A 22698-nucleotide genomic window follows, 5' to 3' on the forward strand; every position below is an offset into this window, starting at 1 on the left:
TATAGTGTTACTATAATTGTTGAGTATTTTACTCAAGTTTAAGCAAACAGCAATGCTATTGCGAAAGACTATTTCAATTGTGGCTTTATTTGCCCATTTTAAGTTATATATTTATGGTCACGATGAGTTATTTTCAAGACCTAAGTATATTTAGCTATCGTTACTTTGAGGTTGTAGATGGAAACCATTGATAAAATTAAACAGCAAATTTCAGAAAACCCAATTATCCTTTTCATGAAAGGGTCACCTAAGTTACCAAACTGTGGTTTTTCTTCACAAGCTTCACAAGCACTTATGTCGTGTGGCGAACCGTTTGCATACGTTGATATTTTACTAAACCCAGACATTCGTGCTGAGCTTCCTGCTTACGCAAATTGGCCTACATTCCCACAACTTTGGGTTGAGGGTGAGCTAATTGGTGGTTGTGATATCATCATCGAAATGTTCCAACGTGGTGAATTACAACCGTTAATCACAGAAACAGCGGCTAAGTACAAAGAAGCTGACGCTGAGTAATCTTATTTTGTGAGCGCTATTTTTATAGTGCTGTGATAATAAAAGCCACGTTAAGTGGCTTTATTGTTTTTAGTATTTTTACAACATCACTTATCTGCACGGCAGGGTAACTTGCACGTTTAGACCACCACTTAATTTATTATGTAAGCTTATTTGTCCTTTATGTGCTTCAGCAATCTCTCTGCACAAAGCTAACCCCAAACCACTTCCTGTACTTTTTGTAGAATAAAAAGGCACAAGGGCATTAGCCATTACCTGCTCACTCATGCCTTTTCCGCCATCGCTTACATCTACGATGCAAGTATTATTAAAAAACGTTACATCTATGTTTATTTTAGACGGATTTGAGCCTGACTCGTGTGCATTTTTGAGTAAGTTGATAAATAATTGCTCAAGTTGTGCCTGATCTGCATGTAATATGCTTTGGGTGCTGCTTACTGTGTAGCTAAACTGCCATTGGCTATTCAGATCACGTAATGTGTTTTGCCAATTTATCGCTGATTTTTGTGGTGTAGGGAGCTTCGCAAATTTGCCATAGCCTTGAACAAACTCAGTCAAGTGGCTTATTCTTTCATCGATTGTTGAAAACACTCGTGCAAGACGAGGTTCATCTACGCGGCTAGCTAAAAGCTGAGCGCTGTGCAGCATTGATGACATAGGGCCAAGAGAGTTATTAAGCTCGTGGCTTATTATTCGAATAACTTTTTTCCATACTGCTACTTCTTGGCGGCTGAGTTCACGGGTAAGTTGTTTAAATATGTATAAGTTATGTTTTTGATTGTTAAGCAAAAACTCGCCAGTCGATAAATGCCAAGTTTGAGAATCGTGACTATCTATTTCAATATTAAACAAGCCATCCACGCCTTGCTCAATAGCATTAGTAAGCTGAATAGGTGCATCAGACAATAATTCGTGAAGTTGCGTGCCTTCTAGTTGTGTTGTGCTATTAAATAAAGTGCGGCTGACTAAGTTACTAAATACAACAGTTTTGTTATCGTTAACAAGTAAAAGTGCTTGTGGAGAGCTTTGTAATACTTTATCTAACATTAACTCTCGTTGATAAATCCACTGTTTTTCTTGACGAAGTTGTTTTGCCGTTTGATTATAAAGCAGACATAGCTTTCCTAGCTCATCGTTATTTTTGTAGGCTAATAAACTAGAAAGCTCACCATCTTTAAAATTAAGTAAGCCGGTTTCTAGCGATTGCAACCCTAGCTTAATAGGTTTTGTTAAGGCTCTAGCTAGCAAGAGGCTTATTAGCATAGCTGCTATGACCAATAACACAGAGTAATACAGCGGATGTTGTGCAATTATTGTAATGCTAACAACAGGTAAAACGCTGCATAAAACACATATAGCCATTATTTTTTGAGTTAACGATAAGCCACTAATAAAATTAAACATTAGTAATCAATACCCATTTTTTGTAAGCGCCTATAGAGTGCTTGACGGCTTAAACCAAACTCTCGTGCTACTTTGGCTATAACCCCCTGATTAGCGCGTATTGATTGTTCAATTTCGAATTTTGTAGGTTCTTTTTTTACGTCGTTATTTTTTATTGGCGACGACGGGGTTAGGCCAAAATCTTCTGCACTAAGCAAACCGTTAGGCTTTATTACACCAACACGTTTACAGGCGTTTTCAAGTTCTCTTACATTACCTGGCCATTGGTATCGATTAAGGGCTTGCTCTGCATCAATACTTAGCTCTCTATGTGGTAAAAAGTGATTAATGAGTGGCGCAATATCATCAACGCGCTCACAAAGCGCAGGTACGTTTAACTCAATAACGTTAAGGCGATAGTACAAATCTTCTCTAAAACGCCCTTCGGTTATTGCTTGTAATAAATTTTCGTTGGTGGCTGATATAACACGTACAGTTACTTTGCGCGTTTGTGTGGACCCTAACCGTTCAAATTCACCTGTTTGTAACACTCTTAGCAACTTCATTTGCCCAGAAAGTGGCAAGTTGCCAATTTCATCTAAAAATAATGTTCCACCATCGGCTGCCTCAAAACGACCTATACGTTGCTTGCTTATACCAGTGTAAGCACCTGCTTCAGCACCAAACAATTCAGCTTCCAAAAGCTCTTGGGGAAGGGCGCCTGCATTGACCTTTATGAAAGGCTGATTTATTAGTGAAGAGTTTTTTTGAATAATAGTGGCAATACACTCTTTACCACTGCCATTAGGACCTGTTATGAGTGCAGAAATATCAGATTTAGCCACTTGCAATGCCATTGTGACCAATCGCTCCATTGCGGTACTTTTAAAAATAAGGCCTGCTAAGTTAGCAGTGTTATATTTATCATCTCGCTCTTTTTGCTGGCGGTTGTGCGTGGCCACAAGTTGCTTAGTGCGCCCTAGCTCTATTAAGTTAGTAATACACGTAAGAAGCTTATGGTCGTCCCATGGTTTTGGAAGGTAATCGGCTGCACCTGCTTTAACGAGTTCAATAGCCGTTGACAATTCAGTCCAAGCGGTTATTAGTATAATAGGGAGGAGTGGGTTCTCTTCACGCAGCGCATAAAACAAAGTTTTACCTTCTTCGCCTGAGGTGGTATCGCTGGTAAAATTCATATCTTGAATAACGAGAGCAATGCGTTGGTATTGCACAATTTGAATGGCTTCAAAGGGCGTTGACGCGGTAACTACATTAAAGTGATGTATTTCCAGTAGTAATGATAATGCCTCTAAAACGGCCGGATTATCATCAACGATAAGTATTTTTTCCATGAGAATTTAATCGCTGTTTATTATTATTTAAATATTGAAAATGCTACACCGTGTTTAGCCAGTGTAGCATAGGTTGGGAGCAGCGCTATATGGTTCGGGTTGCGATACTGGGCGAAATATTTGCAGCACGTTTAGCAGGGCCAAATACAGCTAGAAGGCTCATGATAAAAACCATAACGGCAGTTGCTGCGACATAGCCTAAGGGTAATGCAGCTATTGAAAAGTGTTGCATTAGCAATTGCCCAAGTATGAGGGCAGCAATAACGCCTAAAACTAATCCAGCAATGCAAATCAATGCATTTTCAACTAAAAAGTAATTGATAATTGAAGATTTACGAGCGCCCAAAGCGCGACGGGTTCCAATTTGTTTGGTGCGCTTACTTATATTGAATAGCGTTAAACCAAAAATGCCCACCGCTGTAACCAGAACTAAGATAGTGATGAGCACAATGAGCATACGCATCATCAATGTGTCTTCAGCCATATACTGCGCTTTGTCTTGATCTAAACCACGAATTCGAATAATCACACGCTTGTTATAATTTTTAAGCATAGCGTCTTCAATCTGTTTAGCTATGTCTGCACGCTCGTTGGACGCAGTGCGAACTAAAAAGTTGCCAGATATATTGGGATTAATGTAAGGAATTAATGCGATATTATTTGGGTGGCTGTCTTTTAGCCAAGGCCCTTTTGCATGCTTAATTACACCAACAACTTTCAGTGGAATATCACCAAGAAAAATCGTTTTTCCTAAGCCCTCTTCATCAGGAAAAAGCTCATTGAGTAATGCTTGAGTGACAATTGTCACATTGGCTCGTTGATCATTATCGTTGGTTACAACAATCTCATCTTGAGTAAAATTTCGTCCTGCAACAAGCTCAACGCCAAGTGTATTAATTGCATGGTCATCCGTAAAAAAGTAAGCCGTTCTTGCTGAAAGCCCTGGCTCTGGTGCAGAGTTAATACTGAAGTCAGATGAGCTGCCACTTCCTGATAACGGTATGTTGTTAATATATATGGCGTCTTTAACGCCGGGTAAAGCTCGAAGCATGGCTTCATCAAGTTCAAATTGCTGATGGCTTTGAACATCTTTACCAAAATGCATAACATGAAAAGCAAGTATTTCGTCTTCCGGGTAGCCTGTTTCTTGGTTAAGGTAGGTTACTCTGTCTTGAATTATAAATGCTGCGTTACTAACAATTGCAGTGGTAATTGCTATTTGTATAAGTAGCAAAATTGCACCCACCTTAGATCGACACAGCGCATGAAAAATAGGTTTAATTTCTAATATCATTGTGTTCGTCCTTATTGGCTTTTTAGATGAATGGCAGGGTTGGTTTTACATACCAGCCAAGCAGGATAAAGCCCGGCAATTACACAAGTACTGATTGCAATAAGTGGGGCGCTTAGTAACATACTTAAATCCATAGTCGCTAAGCTTTCGTAATAACTGTAGCTCTGACGAACACCTAATAGACCAAACTGCGCAAATACAATCCCAAGTAGCCCGCCCAAAAGCCCTAACATAGCGACTTCAATGATATGCTGCATAAAAATTTGTCGCTTATTAGCACCAAGAGCACGACGTACACCTACCTCTGGCGCTCGACGTAAAAATTTGGCAAGTAATAAGCCAAGTATATTAGCCAAACACACAGCCAAAAACATAAAACTTAGAGCCACTAAAATTTTGTTATCTTCACTAACCACATTATTGTAAGCCATCCATTGATTAACATCTCGAAGCCCAAAAGCGAGCTCTTTACGATTAAATCGACCGAGCTTTTGCTGCTCTTGCATATAAGCTAATAAGTAATTTTCGTAATCATTTTTTTGTTGCTCGGTCGTTAATTCAACCCAGAATTGAATCCAAACCATTTCTGACTGTAATTTGGCAGTAAAACTTCGAACATCTTCATGCTTCCAACCATTAGTATTTCCCCAATTACCAAGTTGCTTTGCCTCAAGAAGGCTAAATGGCATAAAAAGTTGTTCGGGTTGGTTAAATGCACCATTGTTTAAGTCGTAATATTTGATGGTTAGAGGCCAGTTTTTTGTAACGCCAATCACTTCGTAACTAGCATCGTCAAGGTAAATAACCTGACCCACTGAATTTTTGCCAGCAAATAACTTATTGTTTAACTTCTCGCTAATGACAACAACGGGCGCTGCATTGTCTTCTTGTTGCTGTGACCACTTGCTACCATGTAAAAATTCGAGGTCAAACATATTAAAAAATTCAGGAGTGGTAAGTCTTGCACTTTGACTAAACGGTTTTACTTTGTCAGAGTCTATGTAAACAGAAAAGCCACTTCGTACCATTTTTAAACGTTGAGCACCTACTTGGGATTGATAAAGATTTGCAGCATCTTGATAAGTTAGTTGAAGAGGCTGGTTATCTGACGTCCACCATGTGCTTCCATCATCCATTATCTGTAATTGCACACTAAAAAGCTGACTGCTCTTGTGCGGGATTGGATCGGCCGACATCATGTGATACACACTCAGACTAGTCATAGTGATGCCTATACCAATTGCTATGGCAAGTACCATTAAAAAGCTTACGAGTGGTGTGCGCTTAAAGCTACGCCAACTCAGATCAATATAATGAACCAGCATGAATTATACTCCTTGTGCGACTTTTATTGGCTGTGTACCTTGGTACAAAGTAAAGTCAGCAAGTTGTCCATCAACTACTTGAATGTTGCGCGGTGCACGGCGGGCTAATTCGCTGTCATGTGTCACCATTATAATAGTGGCGCCATCGCGATTTATTTGCTCAAGTAATTCCATCACTTGGCGAGCCATTAGGCTGTCTAAGTTACCGGTGGGCTCATCGGCAAGTAAAAAGCGTGGTTCGCCAGCAAGTGCGCGGGCTATTGCGACGCGTTGTTGCTGGCCGCCAGAAAGTTGTTGAGGTAAATGCTTAGCGCGGGAGGCTAAGCCTACTTGTTCTAAACATTGCTCTATTCTACGTTTACGTTCTTTTGCTTTAATACCTCTATAACGAAGAGGTACTTCAATATTTTCATAGAGGTTTAAATCTGGTATTAAATTAAAACCTTGAAAGATAAAACCAATTTTTTGATTTCGGCAATCGGCACGTTGGTTGTCGTTTAGGCTACCCACATTTACACCATCTAAAATATAATCACCTTCACTAAAGGGCTCTAACATTCCGGCAATATTTAAAAAGGTAGTTTTCCCAGAGCCGCTAGGGCCTGTGACAGCTATAAATTCGCCTTCATTTACATTTAAATTAAAGTCTCTTAATGCGTGAGTTTGAACCATTTCAGTTTGGTATACTTTACTTATGTTTTTCATTTGTAACATGGTTTTTCCTTAAATTGGCGCTGGTTGAGAGCGCTTCTAATTTAATAAAAGCGTGTCTGCTTGGTTAAATTGGTTGTAGCTAGAAATTATTATTTCGTCGTTTTCATTTAAGCCGCTTAAAATTTCTACCGCGTTAATGCTGGTGGCACCTACGGATATAGGTATACGTCTGGCAAAATTACCGTCTATTTTATATGCAACAATGCCGCCTTGTTGCATAAAAGCGCCTCGCTTTACCTGCAGCACATTTTGGCGATTGTCGAGTAAAATACGCGCGGTTAAACGTTGATTTTGGCGAATGTTATTGCTGTTGCTTGTAAAGCGAACACGTGTGGTTACTTCGCGATTATTAACTTCGGGTGATATAGCCGATAGCACCCCCATTATTGTTTCGTTCCCTAGCTTAAGCTCTACGTCCATACCTAATCCGAGTTCGTTTGCGTAACTTTCTGGCACCTGCAACTGTGCTTCAAAATGACTTAAATCAACGAGTGTCATCAGAGGCTGACTTTGCGTGACGGCTGCTTTTTGTTGCACAAGCAGATTACCCACAATGCCTGTCACTGTGGCCCGAATTGACAGCTCATTTACTTTTCTATGTAATTCATCAACGATCAGCTGCTGACGCTCTACATCACTTTTAGCTGCTTGCAATTCAAAGGCGAGTGTATCTTTAGCAAGTGCTACCTCTTGCTGTGCGTGTTTATAGGTAAGCTGTGCACGTGATAAGTCGTCTATTGCTTTTTCAAGGTCTATTTGGCTTATTAAATGCTTTTTAATTGATAGTTTTGCGCGACGATCTTCTCTTTGTGCTGCGTTTAATTCTACACTTGCCATATCGAGTGTTTTTGTAAGGGTTAAAGTGTCTCTTCTTGATTGTAGGTGTTGCCTTTTAAGTTCACCCTCTAAGCGTTGTAATACGGATTGTTGTTGTTTTAATTCATTGGTAAGTTCAGGGCTATGAAGAACAGCAAGCTCGTCGCCTTTGGTAACTGTATCGCCAGCTTTAACGTGCAAGCTTACAAAGCCTCTCTCTGGGCTGTAGATGTGTGGTGCATTGGCGGCAACAATTTTTCCACTTGCGGCTACATCGCGAACAAGCGTTTTAATTTCTACTTTTGCTATTTGCACCTTTTCTTGGCTAAATGATTTAGTTGCATCCGAGCCTGACATAACTCCATAAGTAGCAGCAATAATAAGTAACAACACAGCGATAATTAAAAGAAAAAGTTTTTTATGGTTTGCGGGTGTTTTAACTTGTATGTCTTGAGCACTGGTATCTTTAATCATTATTCAACCTTAACTAAATGCATTTATATTTTTTTCAAACATGACATAAAGTAGTGCTGCAAAAATAGCGGCTAGTGGCGAGAGTAAAAATAAGCTTAAAGTGAACATAATTCTTCCAAATAATAATTACTAAATTACACTATACGATTAGCATGCCAGAATTTAACTTGTTGATATTAAATCACTTAGTAATTATTTTTTTAAAGTAATATGTCCGCGGACACTTTATGTGTCCGCTTCGGACACATAAAAAGCAATATATAAAGAGTAAATACTGCGTTGCGGGTATAAGAAAACCAATAACGTCGGCTCTACAGTGAACTCAAGGTGTAAGTGTATTTTAAAGCTAAGCTACTCAGGTGATTAAATAGCGGGATGACATTTAAGCTTGAACTGGTGTAATTTTTTTTATTTACGAATAATTAATCAAAGTGATGAGTGGTTAAATGACAGTTTTTAAGCTGAATGAAGAATAAGGAACATAATTCTACCTGTATTTATCCCTTTTATAATTCGTTAATGAAAAGGGGTAATATTATTTGCATAATCCCCACATTTTACGAATCTCTTAAATTGAATATTTATTCACTAATATTTAGGTTTACGTTTACGTAAACTGTATTTTAATTTAGAGCTATTTTTACAAAATGTTAAACTTGACACCAGTGTCATGAAAAAATAACGATGAAAACACCGCTAAATGTTAATAAAAATGATAAAAAAGAAATCTTGCTATGAAGTGAGAAATATTCAAGAATGTGAATATGTATTCAAATTACTGTTGACTCTATTTGATATAGAGGCTAGTTTTGACCGGCTGTTAGCAAATCGTCGAGCAGTTCATTAACGCTAACAGTGAAGCAAGGGGAGGGGTCTATGTTATACGACTCGAAATTAGAGAAAGAAAATTGTGGCTTTGGCTTAATTGCCCAAGTTAATGGTCAGGCTAGTCACCGGCTTATTCGCACTGCTATTACTGGGTTGGATCGTATGCAACACCGTGGCGGTATTTCTGCTGATGGTAAAACAGGCGATGGCTGTGGTTTGCTTTTGCAAAAACCAGATAGTTTTTTCCGTGCTATTGCAAGTGAGCATAATTGGCACCTTGGTAAAAACTATGCAGTAGGCATGATCTTTTTAAATTCAGATCCTGTTTTAGCACAAGCTGCAAAGGAAATTCTTAGCGAAGAATTAGAAAAAGAAACGCTAAATATTTTAGGCTGGCGTGAAGTGCCTACCGACCCATCAATGCTAGGTCCAATTGCTGTGCAGCAATTACCGGGCTTTGAGCAAATTTTTGTAAGCGCACCTGAAGGTTGGCGTTCAAAAGATTTAGAACGTCGCTTATACGTAGCGCGCCGTCGTGCTGAAAAACGTTTAGCAGACGATGAATCATTTTACATTGCAAGTTTATCTGGATTAGTGACTATCTATAAAGGCCTTATGATGCCTGCAGATTTGCCTAATTTTTATTTAGACTTGGCAGACATCCGTATGACCAGCGCGATTTGTGTTTTTCATCAGCGCTTTTCAACAAACACACAGCCTCGTTGGCCACTTGCTCAACCTTTCCGCTATTTAGCGCACAATGGTGAAATTAACACCATTGAGGGCAACCGTCAGTGGGCTCGTGCTCGCTCGTATAAATTTTCGTCTCCACTTATTCCAGATTTACAAAGCGCAGCGCCGTTTGTTAATGAAACAGGCTCAGATTCGTCAAGCCTCGATAACATGCTAGAGCTATTTTTAGCTGGTGGCATGGATTTATTCCGTGCTATGCGCATGCTGGTGCCGCCTGCATGGCAAAAAAACCGCGCTATGGATGACGATTTACGTGCATTTTATGACTTTAACTCCATGCATATGGAACCATGGGACGGTCCTGCGGGGATTGTTATGTCAGATGGCCGTTTTGCAGCCTGTAACTTAGACCGAAATGGTCTTCGTCCTGCGCGTTATGTAATCACACAAGATGGTTTTATAACCCTTGCTTCTGAAGTCGGTATTTGGGATTACACCGCCGATGAAGTGGTTGAAAAAGGCCGAGTGGGCCCGGGTGAGCTTTTAGTGATTGATACCAAATTGGGCAAAATTTGGCACTCAGATGAAATAGATCAAGATTTAAAATCTCGCCATCCTTATAAGTCGTGGCTTGAAGAAAATGTTAAGCGCTTGACTCCCTTTGAAGAATTAAAAGAGCAAGATGCAGGCAATCGTTCATTTGACGATGAAACGTTAGCTAAATATCAAAAAATGTTTGGTTATACCAATGAAGAGTTGGATAGCGTTATTCGTGTAATGGGTGAAAACGGCCAAGAAGCGACTGGCTCAATGGGTGATGACACTCCGTTTGCTGTGTTAAGCGAAGGGCATCGTTCACTATACGATTATTTCCGTCAAAAGTTTGCACAAGTCACTAATCCGCCAATTGATCCTCTTCGCGAAAATCATGTTATGTCTTTGGCTACGTGTATTGGTAGCGAACAAAATGTGTTTAACGAAACTACAGGCCACGCTAAGCGCTTGCAGTTCGATACACCTATTTTAATGTATGCAGACATGCAGCAGCTACTAAATGCAGATGAAGCGCATTACAGCTATTGTAAAATTGATATTACTTATACTGTTGAAGAAGGCTTGGAAAACGCAGTTAAACGCATTTGCGATAAAGCAAAAGAGAAAGCAGCTGCTGGCTCTATCATGCTTATTTTAACTGATCGTAATTTCGACGATGTAAACCTACCTATCCCTGCGGCTATGGCTGTAGGTGCAGTGCAAAAGTGTTTGGTCGATAACAATTTACGCTGTGAATCAAACATTATTATCGAAACGGGTAGCGTAAGAGACCCTCATCAATTTGCAGTGTTACTTGGTTTTGGCGCAACAGCTATTTACCCATACCTAGCGTATGAATCGTTAGTCGCGATGAGCGACAGTAAAATCATCGATAAATCTTACTGCGAGGTAACCCTTGCTTATCGTAAAGCAGTAAATAAAGGCTTATACAAAATAATGTCGAAAATGGGCATTAGTACAGTCGCTTCTTACCGTTGCTCAATGTTATTTGAGGCGGTGGGTTTATCAGATGCTGTTGTTGATATGTGTTTTAAAGGTGTGGCTAGCCGCATTAAAGGCGCATGTTTTACAGACTTTGATGACGATCAACAAAGCTTACATAAGCTTGCCTTAAGTAAACGTAAGTTACTTAGCCATGGAGGTTTATTTAAATATGTACATGGTGGTGAGTACCATGCATATAACCCAGATGTAATCCAAACACTGCAGGTAGCAGTTCGCTCTGGTGAATATAGAGATTACAACGAGTATGCAAAGCTTGTTAATAATCGCCCTATTTCAACATTACGCGATATGCTGGCACTTAAATTACCAAAAAATGGAATTAGTATTGATGATGTAGAGCCTGCAGAAGCGCTTTACAAACGTTTTGACTCAGCTGCAATGAGTATTGGTGCTTTATCGCCAGAGGCTCATGAAGCACTCGCAATTGCGATGAACCGCCTAGGTGGTTGTTCAAATTCAGGTGAAGGTGGTGAAGATAAACTTCGTTACGGCACAGAGAAAAACTCACGTATTAAGCAAGTAGCTTCAGGTCGATTTGGTGTTACACCGCATTATTTACGTAGCGCAGATGTAATTCAAATTAAAGTAGCGCAGGGTGCAAAACCAGGTGAAGGCGGGCAACTTCCGGGTGAAAAAGTAACACCTTACATTGCTAAACTTCGCTATTCGGTACCTGGCGTGACGTTAATTTCACCGCCACCACATCATGATATTTATTCTATTGAGGATCTTGCTCAGCTAATTTTCGACTTAAAGCAAGTAAATCCAAAAGCACTTGTATCAGTAAAACTAGTGTCTGAACCAGGTGTTGGCACCATAGCAACGGGTGTAGCTAAAGCATATGCTGATTTAATTACCATATCGGGTTACGACGGCGGCACAGGCGCAAGCCCGCTTACGTCTGTAAAATATGCAGGCAGCCCATGGGAACTAGGTCTAGCTGAAACACAACAAGCCCTTGTAGAAAATGGCCTTCGTCATCGTATTCGTTTGCAAACAGATGGTGGTTTAAAAACAGGTTTAGATATTATTAAAGCTGCTATTTTAGGTGCTGAGAGCTTTGGTTTTGGTACAGGCCCAATGGTGGCATTAGGGTGTAAATATCTACGTATTTGTCATCTAAATAACTGTGCAACCGGTGTTGCAACGCAAGACGAAACACTTCGTCAAAAGCATTACCATGGCTTACCTGAAATGGCGATGAACTACTTTAAGTTTATTGCACAAGAAGCGCGTGAAATCATGGCAAGCCTAGGTGTTGCAAACTTAACAGATTTAATTGGTCGTCTTGATTTACTTGAAGCAATTGAGGGCAAAACAGCCAAACAGAAAAAGATAGATTTATCTTCTGTTATTGCGCAGCCAAACAATCCAACAGGCGAAACGTTATTTTGTAGCGCGCCAAATAGCTCACATTATTTAGGCAAGCTTAACGAAAGCCTATTAGGAAAAGCGCAAGAAGCGATAGATGCTTCAAGTGGTATTTCACTTGTTAGCCGAATTTGTAATACAGACAGATCTGTTGGTGCAATGCTATCAGGCTACATTGCTGATAAACACGGAAATCAGGGTATGGCGGCTGATCCGGTAGCCATTGAGCTCCATGGCACAGCTGGTCAATCGTTTGGTGTTTGGAACGCAGGTGGCCTTGAAATGACCCTCGTTGGTGACGCTAATGACTACGTTGGTAAAGGCATGGCTGGTGGTAAGCTAGTTATTCGTCCGCCAGTGGGTTCATCATTTGAAAGTCATAAAGCTACGATTATTGGTAATACCTGTTTATACGGTGCAACTGGCGGTAAATTGTTTGCTGCAGGGTGCGCAGGTGAGCGCTTCGCAGTTCGTAATTCAGGCGTGCAAGCAGTTGTTGAAGGCGTTGGCGATAATGGCTGTGAATACATGACCGGTGGTGTTGTGTGTGTGCTTGGTAATGTAGGTGTTAACTTTGGGGCGGGTATGACCGGTGGTTTTGCCTATGTTTTAGATGAGCGAAACGACTTTGAGAAACGCATAAACCCAGAGCTTGTCGAAGTTGTGACATTAGAAGCGTTAACGTCACACCAAGAGCACCTACGTGGATTAATTGCTGAGCATTTAGAGCTAACAGGCTCATGCAGAGCAGAAAGTATTTTAGCTAATTTTGAGCTCTACTTACCTATGTTTAAATTAGTAAAACCTAAATCAAGTGACGTAAAAAGTTTACTCGGGCATCGCGCCCGTAGTAGTGCCGAACTACGTGTTCAGGCGCAATAAGGGGGCAGTATGAGCGAAAATGTATATCAATTTATAGACGTGCAGCGTGTAGATCCACGCAAAAAGCCAATTTCGTCACGTAAAAAATCATTTGTAGAAATTTACGAACCCTTTTCAGAAAATCAGGTTAACTCTCAAGCTGATCGTTGCTTGGATTGTGGTAACCCATACTGTGAATGGAAATGTCCGGTACATAATTACATTCCACAGTGGCTTAAACTAATTCGCACAGGGCGTATATTAGAAGCTGCGGAGCTTTCTCATCGAACAAACAGTTTGCCTGAAGTATGTGGCCGTGTTTGTCCTCAAGATCGGTTGTGTGAAGGCTCATGTACGCTCGATGAAGAGTTTGGCGCAGTAACGATAGGTAACATTGAAAAATATATTACCGATACCGCGTTTAAAATGGGCTGGAAGCCAGACATGTCTTACGTAACATGGACTGACAAAAAAGTAGCTATCATTGGTGCAGGGCCCGCGGGCTTGGGTTGTGCGGATATTTTAGTTCGAAATGGTGTTAAGCCTGTTGTGTTTGATCGTCACCCAGAAATTGGTGGATTACTCACATTTGGTATTCCTTCTTTCAAACTAGAGAAAGAAGTGATGCAAAAACGCCGTGAGATTTTCACTGAAATGGGCGTAGAATTTAAGCTGAATGTTGAAGTAGGTGTAGATATCACTATGGATGATATTTTAGCCGACTATGATGCAGTATTTTTGGGCGTGGGTACGTATCAGAGCATGCGTGCTGGGCTTGAAAATGAAGATGCACCGGGTGTTCACGATGCGCTGCCGTTTTTAATCGGCAACACTAACCGAGTTATGGGCTATGATGAAGCGAATCAAGCTTATATTGATATGGCGAACCAGAAGGTCGTTGTGTTAGGTGGTGGTGATACTGCGATGGACTGTGTAAGAACGTCTATACGACAGGGTGCTGCAAAAGTAACGTGTGCGTACCGCCGTGATGAAGAAAATATGCCAGGCTCTAAGCGTGAAGTTAAAAATGCCAAAGAGGAAGGGGTTATATTTACATATAATGTTCAACCAAAAGGTATTGTGCTAGACGCTAACGGCCATGTTGCTGGCGTAAAGATGGTTAAAACTAAGCTGGGTGAGCCAGATGCGAATGGTCGTAGCCGCGCAGAAGAGGTCGCCGGTTCAGAGCATGTTATTGAAGCAACGCAAGTAATTATGGCGTTTGGTTTCAAGCCACATAAAATGGACTGGTTAGAAAAGTATGATGTAGAAATAAACCATTGGGGCGGTATTAACGCACCAGAGCAAGGTGAATTTACACATCAAACAACTAACCCTAAAATATTTGCTGGTGGCGATATAGTGCGTGGTTCGGATTTAGTAGTAACCGCTATTTTTGAAGGCCGTAATGCAGCTGAAGGTATTATGGATTATTTAAAAGTTTAATTTAATATTTTCAGAAATCGACAATTTAAAAGCAAGCCAAGTGGCTTGCTTTTTTGTGTTTGAAACGAATTAGGTACCATTTATTTTTAACCATTTTAATTTCGATGATAATTTGGTTGAATGACCAAGCTATTCTCATGAATAGTTTTAAGATTCATAAACTTATAATTTGTTAAAAAAGGTACTAGTATTAATTTTACATCAGTAATACTTTAATCTTGATTTAACTGCTGAAAAAGGGGAGTATTGAGTGTTACTCAGAAAAATTGGTGATAACTTTGCTGAAAATTAACTCAATAATATAAGAAAAATAGCGCTTATTATGCATGAACATTCAAATAATCCAGAAAGAAAACTAATAGTTAGATTTTTCTCATCAATAGGCTTTATAGCAACCTTGGTGATGGGCTGCATTGCATTGACCAACAGCGATTATTTTTTATTTTTTACCTTAATATGTTCTTCGCTAATTTACGCATGGGCGCTTAGTGTTTATAAAAACCTTGAAAAGTCAGCTAGTGCTATCCTTTATAACCTTTATGCATTGATGATTTACCTTGTTTTAACTGGAGGCGCGCAGGGAACTGGTCCGATTTGGATATTCATAGTTTCGCCAGTCACATTTTCAATTAGAGGCTTAAAGCGCGGTATCGTTGATATTGTTTTGTTTTTATTAGCGGTTATATTAGCTTTTTATTGCGCGCATACCTTTAGTATTTATAACTATCTACCGGATCAATTTCCCTATCGAGTTATATTTTCATTTATTATTGTCGCAATGTTGAGTGGCTTTTATGAAAACTCAAGGGAAAAATACAATCAAAAAATATTAGCACTGAGTAAAAAAAATGAACTGTTGGCGACTATTGACCCTTTAACGGGGTTACCAAACAGACGCTTTACAATGAATAAGCTTAGTGAATTTAAATTAGCGCTCACGAAGGAACAAACACCGTTTGTACTTATTTTGTGCGATGTAGACAACTTTAAAAAAGTTAACGACGAGTACGGGCATAGTTTTGGTGATGAAGCGCTCATACACTTAGCTAATATTTTAAAGCAACATATTCCTAATAATGCCGTTGCATCACGCTGGGGCGGGGAAGAGTTTTTGATTGCAATTCCTAATGTATTTAACGCAAAGGGCGTAGAAATCTCAAATAAAATACATGCCGCGCTAAAACAATTTCCTGTTAATACATCTTTTGCGAGCTTAAGCTTAACGATTAGTATGGGGGTTGTTCAATCCCATGAAAGCGATTCTATAGACATTGATATCAAGCGCGCAGATGAATTGCTTTATAAAGCTAAAGAGCAAGGTAAAAATAAGACTTGCTCAGAGTAGTTTTATTATTCCATTGAGAACGAATCAAGTGTTGACTTAACTTTAGCAATACGTCTTTTTAAACTCATGTAACAAAATACATTACACAGTATTTGGGTGAGCAAAACACATGTATAACTAAAAATTAAATTATTCGAATTACCATCCTGGTAACTCATTAAATTGTAAACACTAAGAATAAGCTGAACGAATAACGTTACATTTAAAAAGCTCATTAAGTGTTTCTTGAATTGTGTGTGTTTATATCGGCTAAATAAAGTTAACAATATACTAATTAAAACCAGTAGCCAGCTTACAATAATAAGAATTAAAGCAGTATTAGTAATCATATAAAGGCCTTGCTGAAAATTGAAACCCTAGTTGGTTATTAATTAAACCTAAATTACACATGCGCTTTTTATTAACTCTTTTGCGTTTGCTTTTGCTGTTTTACTAACATTGTCGCCGCCAAGCAACCTTGCTATTTCGTCTACTCTACCATCTTTTGTTAGTGCCAGCATATTGGTAAAGGTTTCACCTTTAGCAATTTCTTTTGCTACAAAAAATTGCTGATGCGCACTACTTGCAACCTGCGGCAAATGGGTAACACAGATCACCTGAGTCGATTTACCAAGTTGCCTTAATAACTTTCCAACAGCAGAGGCTGTAGGTCCAGAAATACCTACGTCTACTTCATCAAATATCAATGTTGGTGTTGTTACTTTTTGGGCAATAATAACCTGAATAGCTAAGCTAATACGCGAAAGCTCACCACCAGACGCCACCTTAGCCAAAGGCTGAAGAGGCTGCCCTGGGTTGGTCGATACTAAAAACGAAACGCTATCTTGCCCTAAAAGATTGGGGGCTCGTTCAGGATCTTCAGTAAGCGATATTTCAAATACACCATTTTCCATGGATAAATTTGCCATACTTTCGCTTATTAAGGTATTTAAGGTATTAGCATAACTTCTGCGGCTAACGCTTAATGCTTCACTTGCTTGCTTGTAGTCAAGCAATGCATCGTTTATTTCAGAGTCGAGTTGCTCCAAGCGGAAACTATTATTACTAATTGACTCGAGTTCATTTGAAATTGACTGATGAAATTCAACTAATGCTTGCGGTTTTATATGGTGCTTACGAGCTAAGTCCATTGCGCCGCTTAACCTGTTCTCTATTTCTGTTAAACGGGCAGGGTCTAAATCAACTTGTTCCGTATAATTGCGAATTTCTCGGCTAGCTTCTTCTACTTGAACAGCCGCTTCTTCTAACATTGCAGCCACACTTGCTAAGCTTTCATCATATTGTGCTAAATCTGCAAACTGTTGTGCGCTGTGCTGTAAAACAGAACACGCACTTTGTTCTTCACCTTCATATAGGTATTGCAGCTCTTTTTGACATGACTCTAAAATGGTTTGGCTATTACTTAGCTTGTAGTGTTCGGCTTCAATTTGTTCAAATTCGCCATCTTGTAAGTCAAACTCGTCAAGTTCTGCCACTTGGTATTCTAGTAGCTGTTTTTGAGCAGCTTGTTGTAATTGCTGTTGCTCAAGCTGTTTAAATTCTTTTTGAAGGTTGGCGAATTGTTTATAACTTTCAGTTACTTTTACAACCAAGTCTTGATGGCCAGCATATGCATCAAGTAGTTGTAATTGATGTTCAGCTTTTAAAAGGTGTTGATGAGCGTGTTGCCCATGTATAGAAATTAAATACTGGCCAAGTTCTTTGAGCTGAGATGCAGTTACTGAGCTGCCATTAATATAGCTTTTACTGCGACCATTTTTGCAAACAACGCGTCTAAGTAAGCAATCATTATCAGTACTGGTCAGAAAATGTTGCTCTAAAAAAGCCTGAGCGAGCGGGAGTGCGCTTATATCAAATTGAGCACATACTTCAGCTTTGTCTGCAGAAGGTCGTACAGCAGAGGCTTCAGCGCGCTCGCCTAAACACAATGAAAGTGCATCAATGGCAATCGATTTACCCGCGCCGGTTTCACCCGTGATCGCCGTCATGCCGTTATGCCATTCAGTGCTTAAGTTACTTACAATTGCAAAGTTTTTAATTTCTAAACCAACTAACATACTGTTTATCCATCCAGTTAATTAACTGGTAATTTATACAGTGTTTAGCTTTTTTGCAAATTAATTTTTTATTATTTAGGCAATATTAACATGTTGATTGAGTTGGTTGTTTGGGTCTTGATTTTCTGGGATGTATTCATTTTCTTCATTATCAAGGGGTTGTAGCAAGTCGTTGGTTTTAATTAATTCGATAAGGTTTGGTAACGCCTCTGAGTAAAACGTTTTGTTATACGAGATACCTTGCTGTGGAAGTTCAGACACAAAATACTGGATATTTTCTTCCAAGCTTTGGCCACTGCCTATTTGGTTCGCTTTAGTCAATTCGTTAGATAAAGTATTGATTAATAGATCAGATACATCTTCAAGGGTTTGTAAATTCTCGTCAGTATGCTTTTGAACTACAAAAAAGTTGGAAACGATTGCTTGAATTCGAGGTGCGTATTTAGGGCGAAGAATTTTCGCTTCTACTAGCTCATTTAATTTTGACTTTAGACGGGCGCCAACTTGTGATACCCGTTCGTTAAATTGTTTTTTTTGAGCTTCAATTGCTTTGCGACGATTGCTTTCTATTTTTAAGTAGGTTGCTAGAAGTGTAATTAACAGTAGCAAGGCAAAAAAAACGACATATGTCATTGCTATTTGTTCCTAAAAATTGGTGTATTATTGTTGTAATCTGCATTTTGCGCTAAAGACAACGCTTTAGCAATAAAATTAGTATAAACGACTGCCCCAATTTAATTTTGTACGTAAAACGTTGTAGTAAGAGTAGTTTTTTGGATGAATTAACCGCAATTTTTTATCTGCTTTTTTAATGACGACTTCATCACCAGGTAAAACGGCAAGCACAACGTGGCTGTCGCAGCTGACTTGCAAGCTGTCAGTATTGTCTAAACTAAGTTTTAGCCTCACTTCGTTATCGGCATCTACTACTAATGGCCTGCTTGATAACGTGTGCGGAAACATAGGCACCAAAGATATTGCATTTAGTTCAGGCGTTAATATTGGACCGCCACCAGAAAGTGAGTAAGCAGTTGATCCTGTTGGCGTAGATACAATTAGCCCATCAGAGCGCTGAGAGAATACAAAGTCGCTATTTATAAATGCCTCAAACTCAATCATATGAGCCACTTTATCTGCATGTAATACGGCTTCGTTTACCGCTAAATTGGCACTTTTTAGTTCATTGTGACGATAAACTTCTACTTCCAATAAAAAGCGATTTTCTTCAATATACTCACCACTTAAAACATGCTCTAGGCTAGCTTCAAAACCTTCAGGGTTTAAGTCGGTTAAAAAACCAAGGTTACCTCGGTTAACCCCAATTACAGCAATGTTAAAACGAGCAAGCACGCGCGCAGCTCCTAACATATTTCCGTCACCGCCAACCACAATTGCAAGGTCGGCTTGCTCTCCTAAATCAACCAGTTTAACAAGGTTTTCTTTAGGTACATCGACTAACTGTCCACCAGTGCGTTTTTCAACAATCACTTCAAAACCAAGTGCCAGTAAAAATGTATGCAAACGCTGCAAAGTGGCAGCCGCTTTTGGGTGGTTTGGTTTGCCAATAAGGCCAATAGTATTGAAAGGAGAGTTCATAATCTGCACACTAAAAATTTTGATGTTTGTAGAGTAACTCAAAAGCAAAGTGTTTGAAAATACAGATTTTACCTAAATGAGTATGATTCAATTTAGTTTAAAATAAATTTGTTTTATATTGTTCAACAAAGGGGAAATGACTTGAAATAGCAGCAAATGCCCCGATATACCTTTCATGCAACAAGATGTAGATATCATGAAATTAAATCCGCGCGATCAGCAAATATTTTCAGCTGTAATGAACATGTACTGTAACGGTGAGGGATTGCCCGTTCCATCAACAAAAATTGCCAAGCTAAAAAGCATGGCTGTGTGTTCAGCAACCGTTCGTAATGCAATGGCCCGTCTTGAAAAAGTAGGTTTATTGTATTCCCCCCACACTTCTGCTGGACGAGTACCTACAGATGAAGGGTTTAATTATTGGTTTGATGAGTTTTTTCCATTATCAGATATTGCTAGTTACTGGGAGCCAGAGCAAGCACAGCTAGTTGAATTGGCACATGGCTTGAGTCAAAAGTATCAGGTATGCTGTTGTGTTGGTTTACCGCAAGTGAGCTCACAGCATGTATTTAGAGTCGAAGTACTTGATTTTGATTCTACCGATTGGCTTATTTTATTGATCGATCGAGCAGGCCAAAGCCATAATATTTGCATTGATAAACCACATGATGCTTCAGATACGGTTCGTTACCAGTTTGCAACGTGGTTAAATACAGTATTTAGCCAACAAACATTGATGGAAGGCTTGTATAGAATGCAAGCAATGGCAAACACAGCGCCTAAAAACTGTCATGACTCACTTACTCAATGGACACGGCAGCTAAGTCAAAAGTTAGGTTCAGATAATAGTATCGTTGTGGGTGAAAACTACCTTTATAAAAAAATAAATTGTGAGCAAAGCCTAAATATAGGCGTGTCATTTCTAAATTTTGTTGAAGATGCACTGGCATTTAAAAATGGTGTTTCGGTGATCAGCGGTAAAAAACTCCCGTTTAGTGAATGTAACGATCTAATAACCATCAGCGTTCCTTACTTTCAAAACCAAGAATACCAAAGCCGCTTTTGTATAATCTGCCCAAAATCAGCGCAAATAGAACAAATAATCCAAGAATTTAAATTAATTGAGTCATCGAACTCTTGAATCTTTTTATTCAATCCCCATAATTACCGCAATTGAAAAGAATTGGAGCATGTATTTTATGTCTGAGCAGACACAAAACCCAGAGCAAGAAGTAGAACTAAACGAAGAAATTGAACAAATGCAAGCAGATGTAGAAGCAGCCGTGGATGCCGCTGAACAACATTCAGAAGAACAAAGCCCTGAAGCTGAAATTGCGATGCTTTACGCAGAGCTAGAAGCTGCTAAGCAAACTATTGCAGACCAAAAAGACGGTGTGATCCGTGCCGCTGCCGACGTTGACAACATTCGCCGTCGTGCTGCACAAGATGTAGAGAAAGCACACAAATTTGCACTTGAAAAGTTTGCTAACGAATTACTTCCTGTGATTGATAATCTTGAACGCGCTATTGAGTTTTCTGATAAAGAAAACGAAACGTTAAAGCCGTTGCTTGAAGGTATTGATATGACAGTTAAAAGCTTTAACGATGCTGTTGCTAAATTCGGTGTTGAAATTGTTAACCCACAAGGCGAGCAATTTAACCCAGAGTTCCATCAAGCTATGTCAATTCAGCCAAGCAACGATGTAACACCAAACACTGTGCTTGCTGTTATGCAAAAAGGCTACACATTAAATGGACGTTTATTACGCCCGGCAATGGTTATGGTTTCAAAAGCGGCTGACGCTTAATTTAGCCGTTTAACACTTTAAAAATGCCTCAAATTGAGGCATTTTTTTTGTCTTTTTTAAAATGAATTATTTGCGCTAATATCGTCAGTAGTACCGCGCTAAACATGAGGCTCGAAAACGGCACAGAGCTTTGAGCATGCATAACAGCAAGAATGGGGCCTACCAAGGCACCGCTGCCAAACCTAAGCGTACCAATAACGGCAGTAGCCGTGCCGGTGTTTTTTTCAAACTTCATGAGTATTAACGAATCTGCATTACTGGCAGTGACCCCTAAACTCATCATTAATGGTGCAATTGCTGCCACTATATAATAAAGCGATAAATGTAAAATACTAAAAGTTAAAAGGCACAACCCTGATATAAAACCGCATACCAATCCAATATATAACATTTTGCGTGAACCAATACGCGGCACAATACGCGTATTTAAAAAGTTACCAAACATTAATGCCATCACGTTAAAGGCAAATAATATCCCAAACAGTTGCTCCGACACTTTGTATAAGTCTAAATAAATAAAAGGCACTGAGGTTAAAAAGCAAAAAAAGCCAAACGATACAAACATTGAGCTTAAAATATCGGCGCGTGCATCGGTGTTACTCAACACAGTTTTATAACTGTCAAAAAATAAGGCTAAACCTTTTTTTTCACTGGTATGAATAGGTATATCAATTAAATATACTTGCACAAACACAAGTATTATAAAGCTGTAAGCTGCTAATACTAAAAATATGGTAGACCAAACAGAAAACCCTAAAATAAAAGAGCCTACAGACGGCGCTATTAATGGTGCAACCATCATGATCATCGATACATACGACATACCTTTTGCCGTATTTTGCTGATAAATATGCCTAATGATTCCTGGCACGACCACCGTAGCAGCAGCACCAGTGAACGCTTGTATTGCCCTTAGTGCCCAAAAAGTATGAATTTCTGTTGTGAATGCTAACGCAGTAGAGGTTAAACCAAATAATGTTAAACCAATTTTAGCCAGTTTCCGGCGGCCAATTTGATCCGCTATAGGGCCAAAAAATAACATGCCCAATGAGTAACCTGCTAAATATATACTTAGCGATATTTGTACATTTGGCATACTAGTTTGTAAATTGTTCGCAATAACCAACATTGCGGGCAAATACATATCAATTGCAAGGGGTGTAATAGCGACAATACTTGCCAATAAAGGTAATAAAATACGGGTATTAAAAGACGTAGACGAGGCGCCCATACATAAACTCAAGGTAACTAAAACAAGG

At 39.4% G+C, this 22698-nt stretch carries 16 protein-coding genes; 6 read left to right on the forward strand and 10 right to left on the reverse strand.

Annotated features, from left to right (window positions below; all coding sequences use genetic code 11):
* Positions 1–177 precede the first annotated feature (177 nt).
* Complete coding sequence (locus AC27JL_RS07920; RefSeq protein ID WP_006792409.1) at positions 178–516, forward strand: Grx4 family monothiol glutaredoxin; 339 nt, start codon at positions 178–180, stop codon at positions 514–516.
* Between the two features lie 90 nt (positions 517–606).
* Here AC27JL_RS07920 and AC27JL_RS07925 read toward each other — a convergent pair whose 3' ends face one another.
* The 6 genes from AC27JL_RS07925 to AC27JL_RS07950 form a co-directional block, all read right to left on the reverse strand.
* Positions 607–1920 carry a sensor histidine kinase gene (locus tag AC27JL_RS07925; RefSeq protein WP_487195307.1) on the reverse strand — a complete coding sequence of 438 codons (1314 nt, stop codon included), beginning with the start codon at positions 1918–1920 and terminating at the stop codon, positions 607–609.
* Entirely contained in the window at positions 1920–3251 is a 1332-nt protein-coding gene (locus tag AC27JL_RS07930; RefSeq protein ID WP_487195308.1) for a sigma-54-dependent transcriptional regulator, read from the reverse strand. Before AC27JL_RS07930 ends, AC27JL_RS07925 begins: the two co-directional genes overlap by 1 nt.
* Before the next feature lie 85 nt (positions 3252–3336).
* Positions 3337–4545 (reverse strand): ABC transporter permease, encoded by a 1209-nt coding sequence (locus AC27JL_RS07935; protein ID WP_487195310.1) that lies wholly within the window; start codon positions 4543–4545, stop codon positions 3337–3339.
* 11 nt (positions 4546–4556) lie between these two features.
* Positions 4557–5870, reverse strand: a complete 1314-nt coding sequence (locus tag AC27JL_RS07940) for an ABC transporter permease (protein ID WP_487195311.1) — start codon at positions 5868–5870, stop codon at positions 4557–4559.
* A 3-nt stretch (positions 5871–5873) separates the two neighbouring features.
* The gene (locus AC27JL_RS07945) at positions 5874–6584 is read right to left on the reverse strand and encodes an ABC transporter ATP-binding protein (RefSeq protein WP_006792414.1); all 711 of its coding nucleotides are present in this window, start codon (positions 6582–6584) and stop codon (positions 5874–5876) included.
* Positions 6585–6620: 36 nt separating this feature from the next.
* A complete protein-coding gene (locus AC27JL_RS07950) occupies positions 6621–7874 on the reverse strand; it encodes an efflux RND transporter periplasmic adaptor subunit (protein ID WP_487195312.1) in 1254 nt (417 codons plus the stop codon).
* 876 nt (positions 7875–8750) lie between these two features.
* Here AC27JL_RS07950 and gltB point away from each other — a divergent pair.
* From gltB to AC27JL_RS07965, 3 genes are all read left to right on the forward strand, one after another.
* Positions 8751–13208, forward strand: a complete 4458-nt coding sequence (gene gltB / locus AC27JL_RS07955; protein ID WP_487195313.1) for a glutamate synthase large subunit — start codon at positions 8751–8753, stop codon at positions 13206–13208.
* 9 nt (positions 13209–13217) lie between these two features.
* Complete coding sequence (locus AC27JL_RS07960; RefSeq protein ID WP_006792417.1) at positions 13218–14633, forward strand: FAD-dependent oxidoreductase; 1416 nt, start codon at positions 13218–13220, stop codon at positions 14631–14633.
* Positions 14634–14955: 322 nt separating this feature from the next.
* The gene (locus AC27JL_RS07965; RefSeq protein WP_487195314.1) at positions 14956–15978 is read left to right on the forward strand and encodes a GGDEF domain-containing protein; all 1023 of its coding nucleotides are present in this window, start codon (positions 14956–14958) and stop codon (positions 15976–15978) included.
* Positions 15979–16355: 377 nt separating this feature from the next.
* Here the strand turns inward: AC27JL_RS07965 and recN are convergent, their stop codons facing one another.
* The 3 genes from recN to nadK all read right to left on the reverse strand — a co-directional run bounded on the left by recN (position 16356) and on the right by nadK (position 19631).
* A complete protein-coding gene (gene recN / locus AC27JL_RS07970) occupies positions 16356–18035 on the reverse strand; it encodes a DNA repair protein RecN (RefSeq protein WP_487195315.1) in 1680 nt (559 codons plus the stop codon).
* Between the two features lie 75 nt (positions 18036–18110).
* A complete protein-coding gene (locus AC27JL_RS07975) occupies positions 18111–18668 on the reverse strand; it encodes a hypothetical protein (RefSeq protein WP_375276849.1) in 558 nt (185 codons plus the stop codon).
* 78 nt (positions 18669–18746) lie between these two features.
* Positions 18747–19631 carry an NAD(+) kinase gene (gene nadK, locus AC27JL_RS07980; protein WP_010557611.1) on the reverse strand — a complete coding sequence of 295 codons (885 nt, stop codon included), beginning with the start codon at positions 19629–19631 and terminating at the stop codon, positions 18747–18749.
* A 175-nt stretch (positions 19632–19806) separates the two neighbouring features.
* Here nadK and AC27JL_RS07985 point away from each other — a divergent pair, with 175 nt between their 5' ends.
* Both AC27JL_RS07985 and grpE read left to right on the forward strand, forming a co-directional pair.
* On the forward strand, positions 19807–20772 hold the full coding sequence (locus AC27JL_RS07985; protein ID WP_006792423.1) for an HrcA family transcriptional regulator: 966 nt from the start codon (positions 19807–19809) through the stop codon (positions 20770–20772).
* Between the two features lie 58 nt (positions 20773–20830).
* Positions 20831–21439, forward strand: coding sequence for a nucleotide exchange factor GrpE (gene grpE / locus AC27JL_RS07990; RefSeq protein ID WP_033019113.1), 609 nt, complete (start codon positions 20831–20833; stop codon positions 21437–21439).
* A 28-nt stretch (positions 21440–21467) separates the two neighbouring features.
* Here the strand turns inward: grpE and AC27JL_RS07995 are convergent, their stop codons facing one another.
* Positions 21468–22670 carry a Bcr/CflA family efflux MFS transporter gene (locus AC27JL_RS07995; RefSeq protein ID WP_487195317.1) on the reverse strand — a complete coding sequence of 401 codons (1203 nt, stop codon included), beginning with the start codon at positions 22668–22670 and terminating at the stop codon, positions 21468–21470.
* Positions 22671–22698 lie beyond the last annotated feature (28 nt).

Source organism: Pseudoalteromonas sp. 4NS20-0020, from assembly GCF_057554385.1.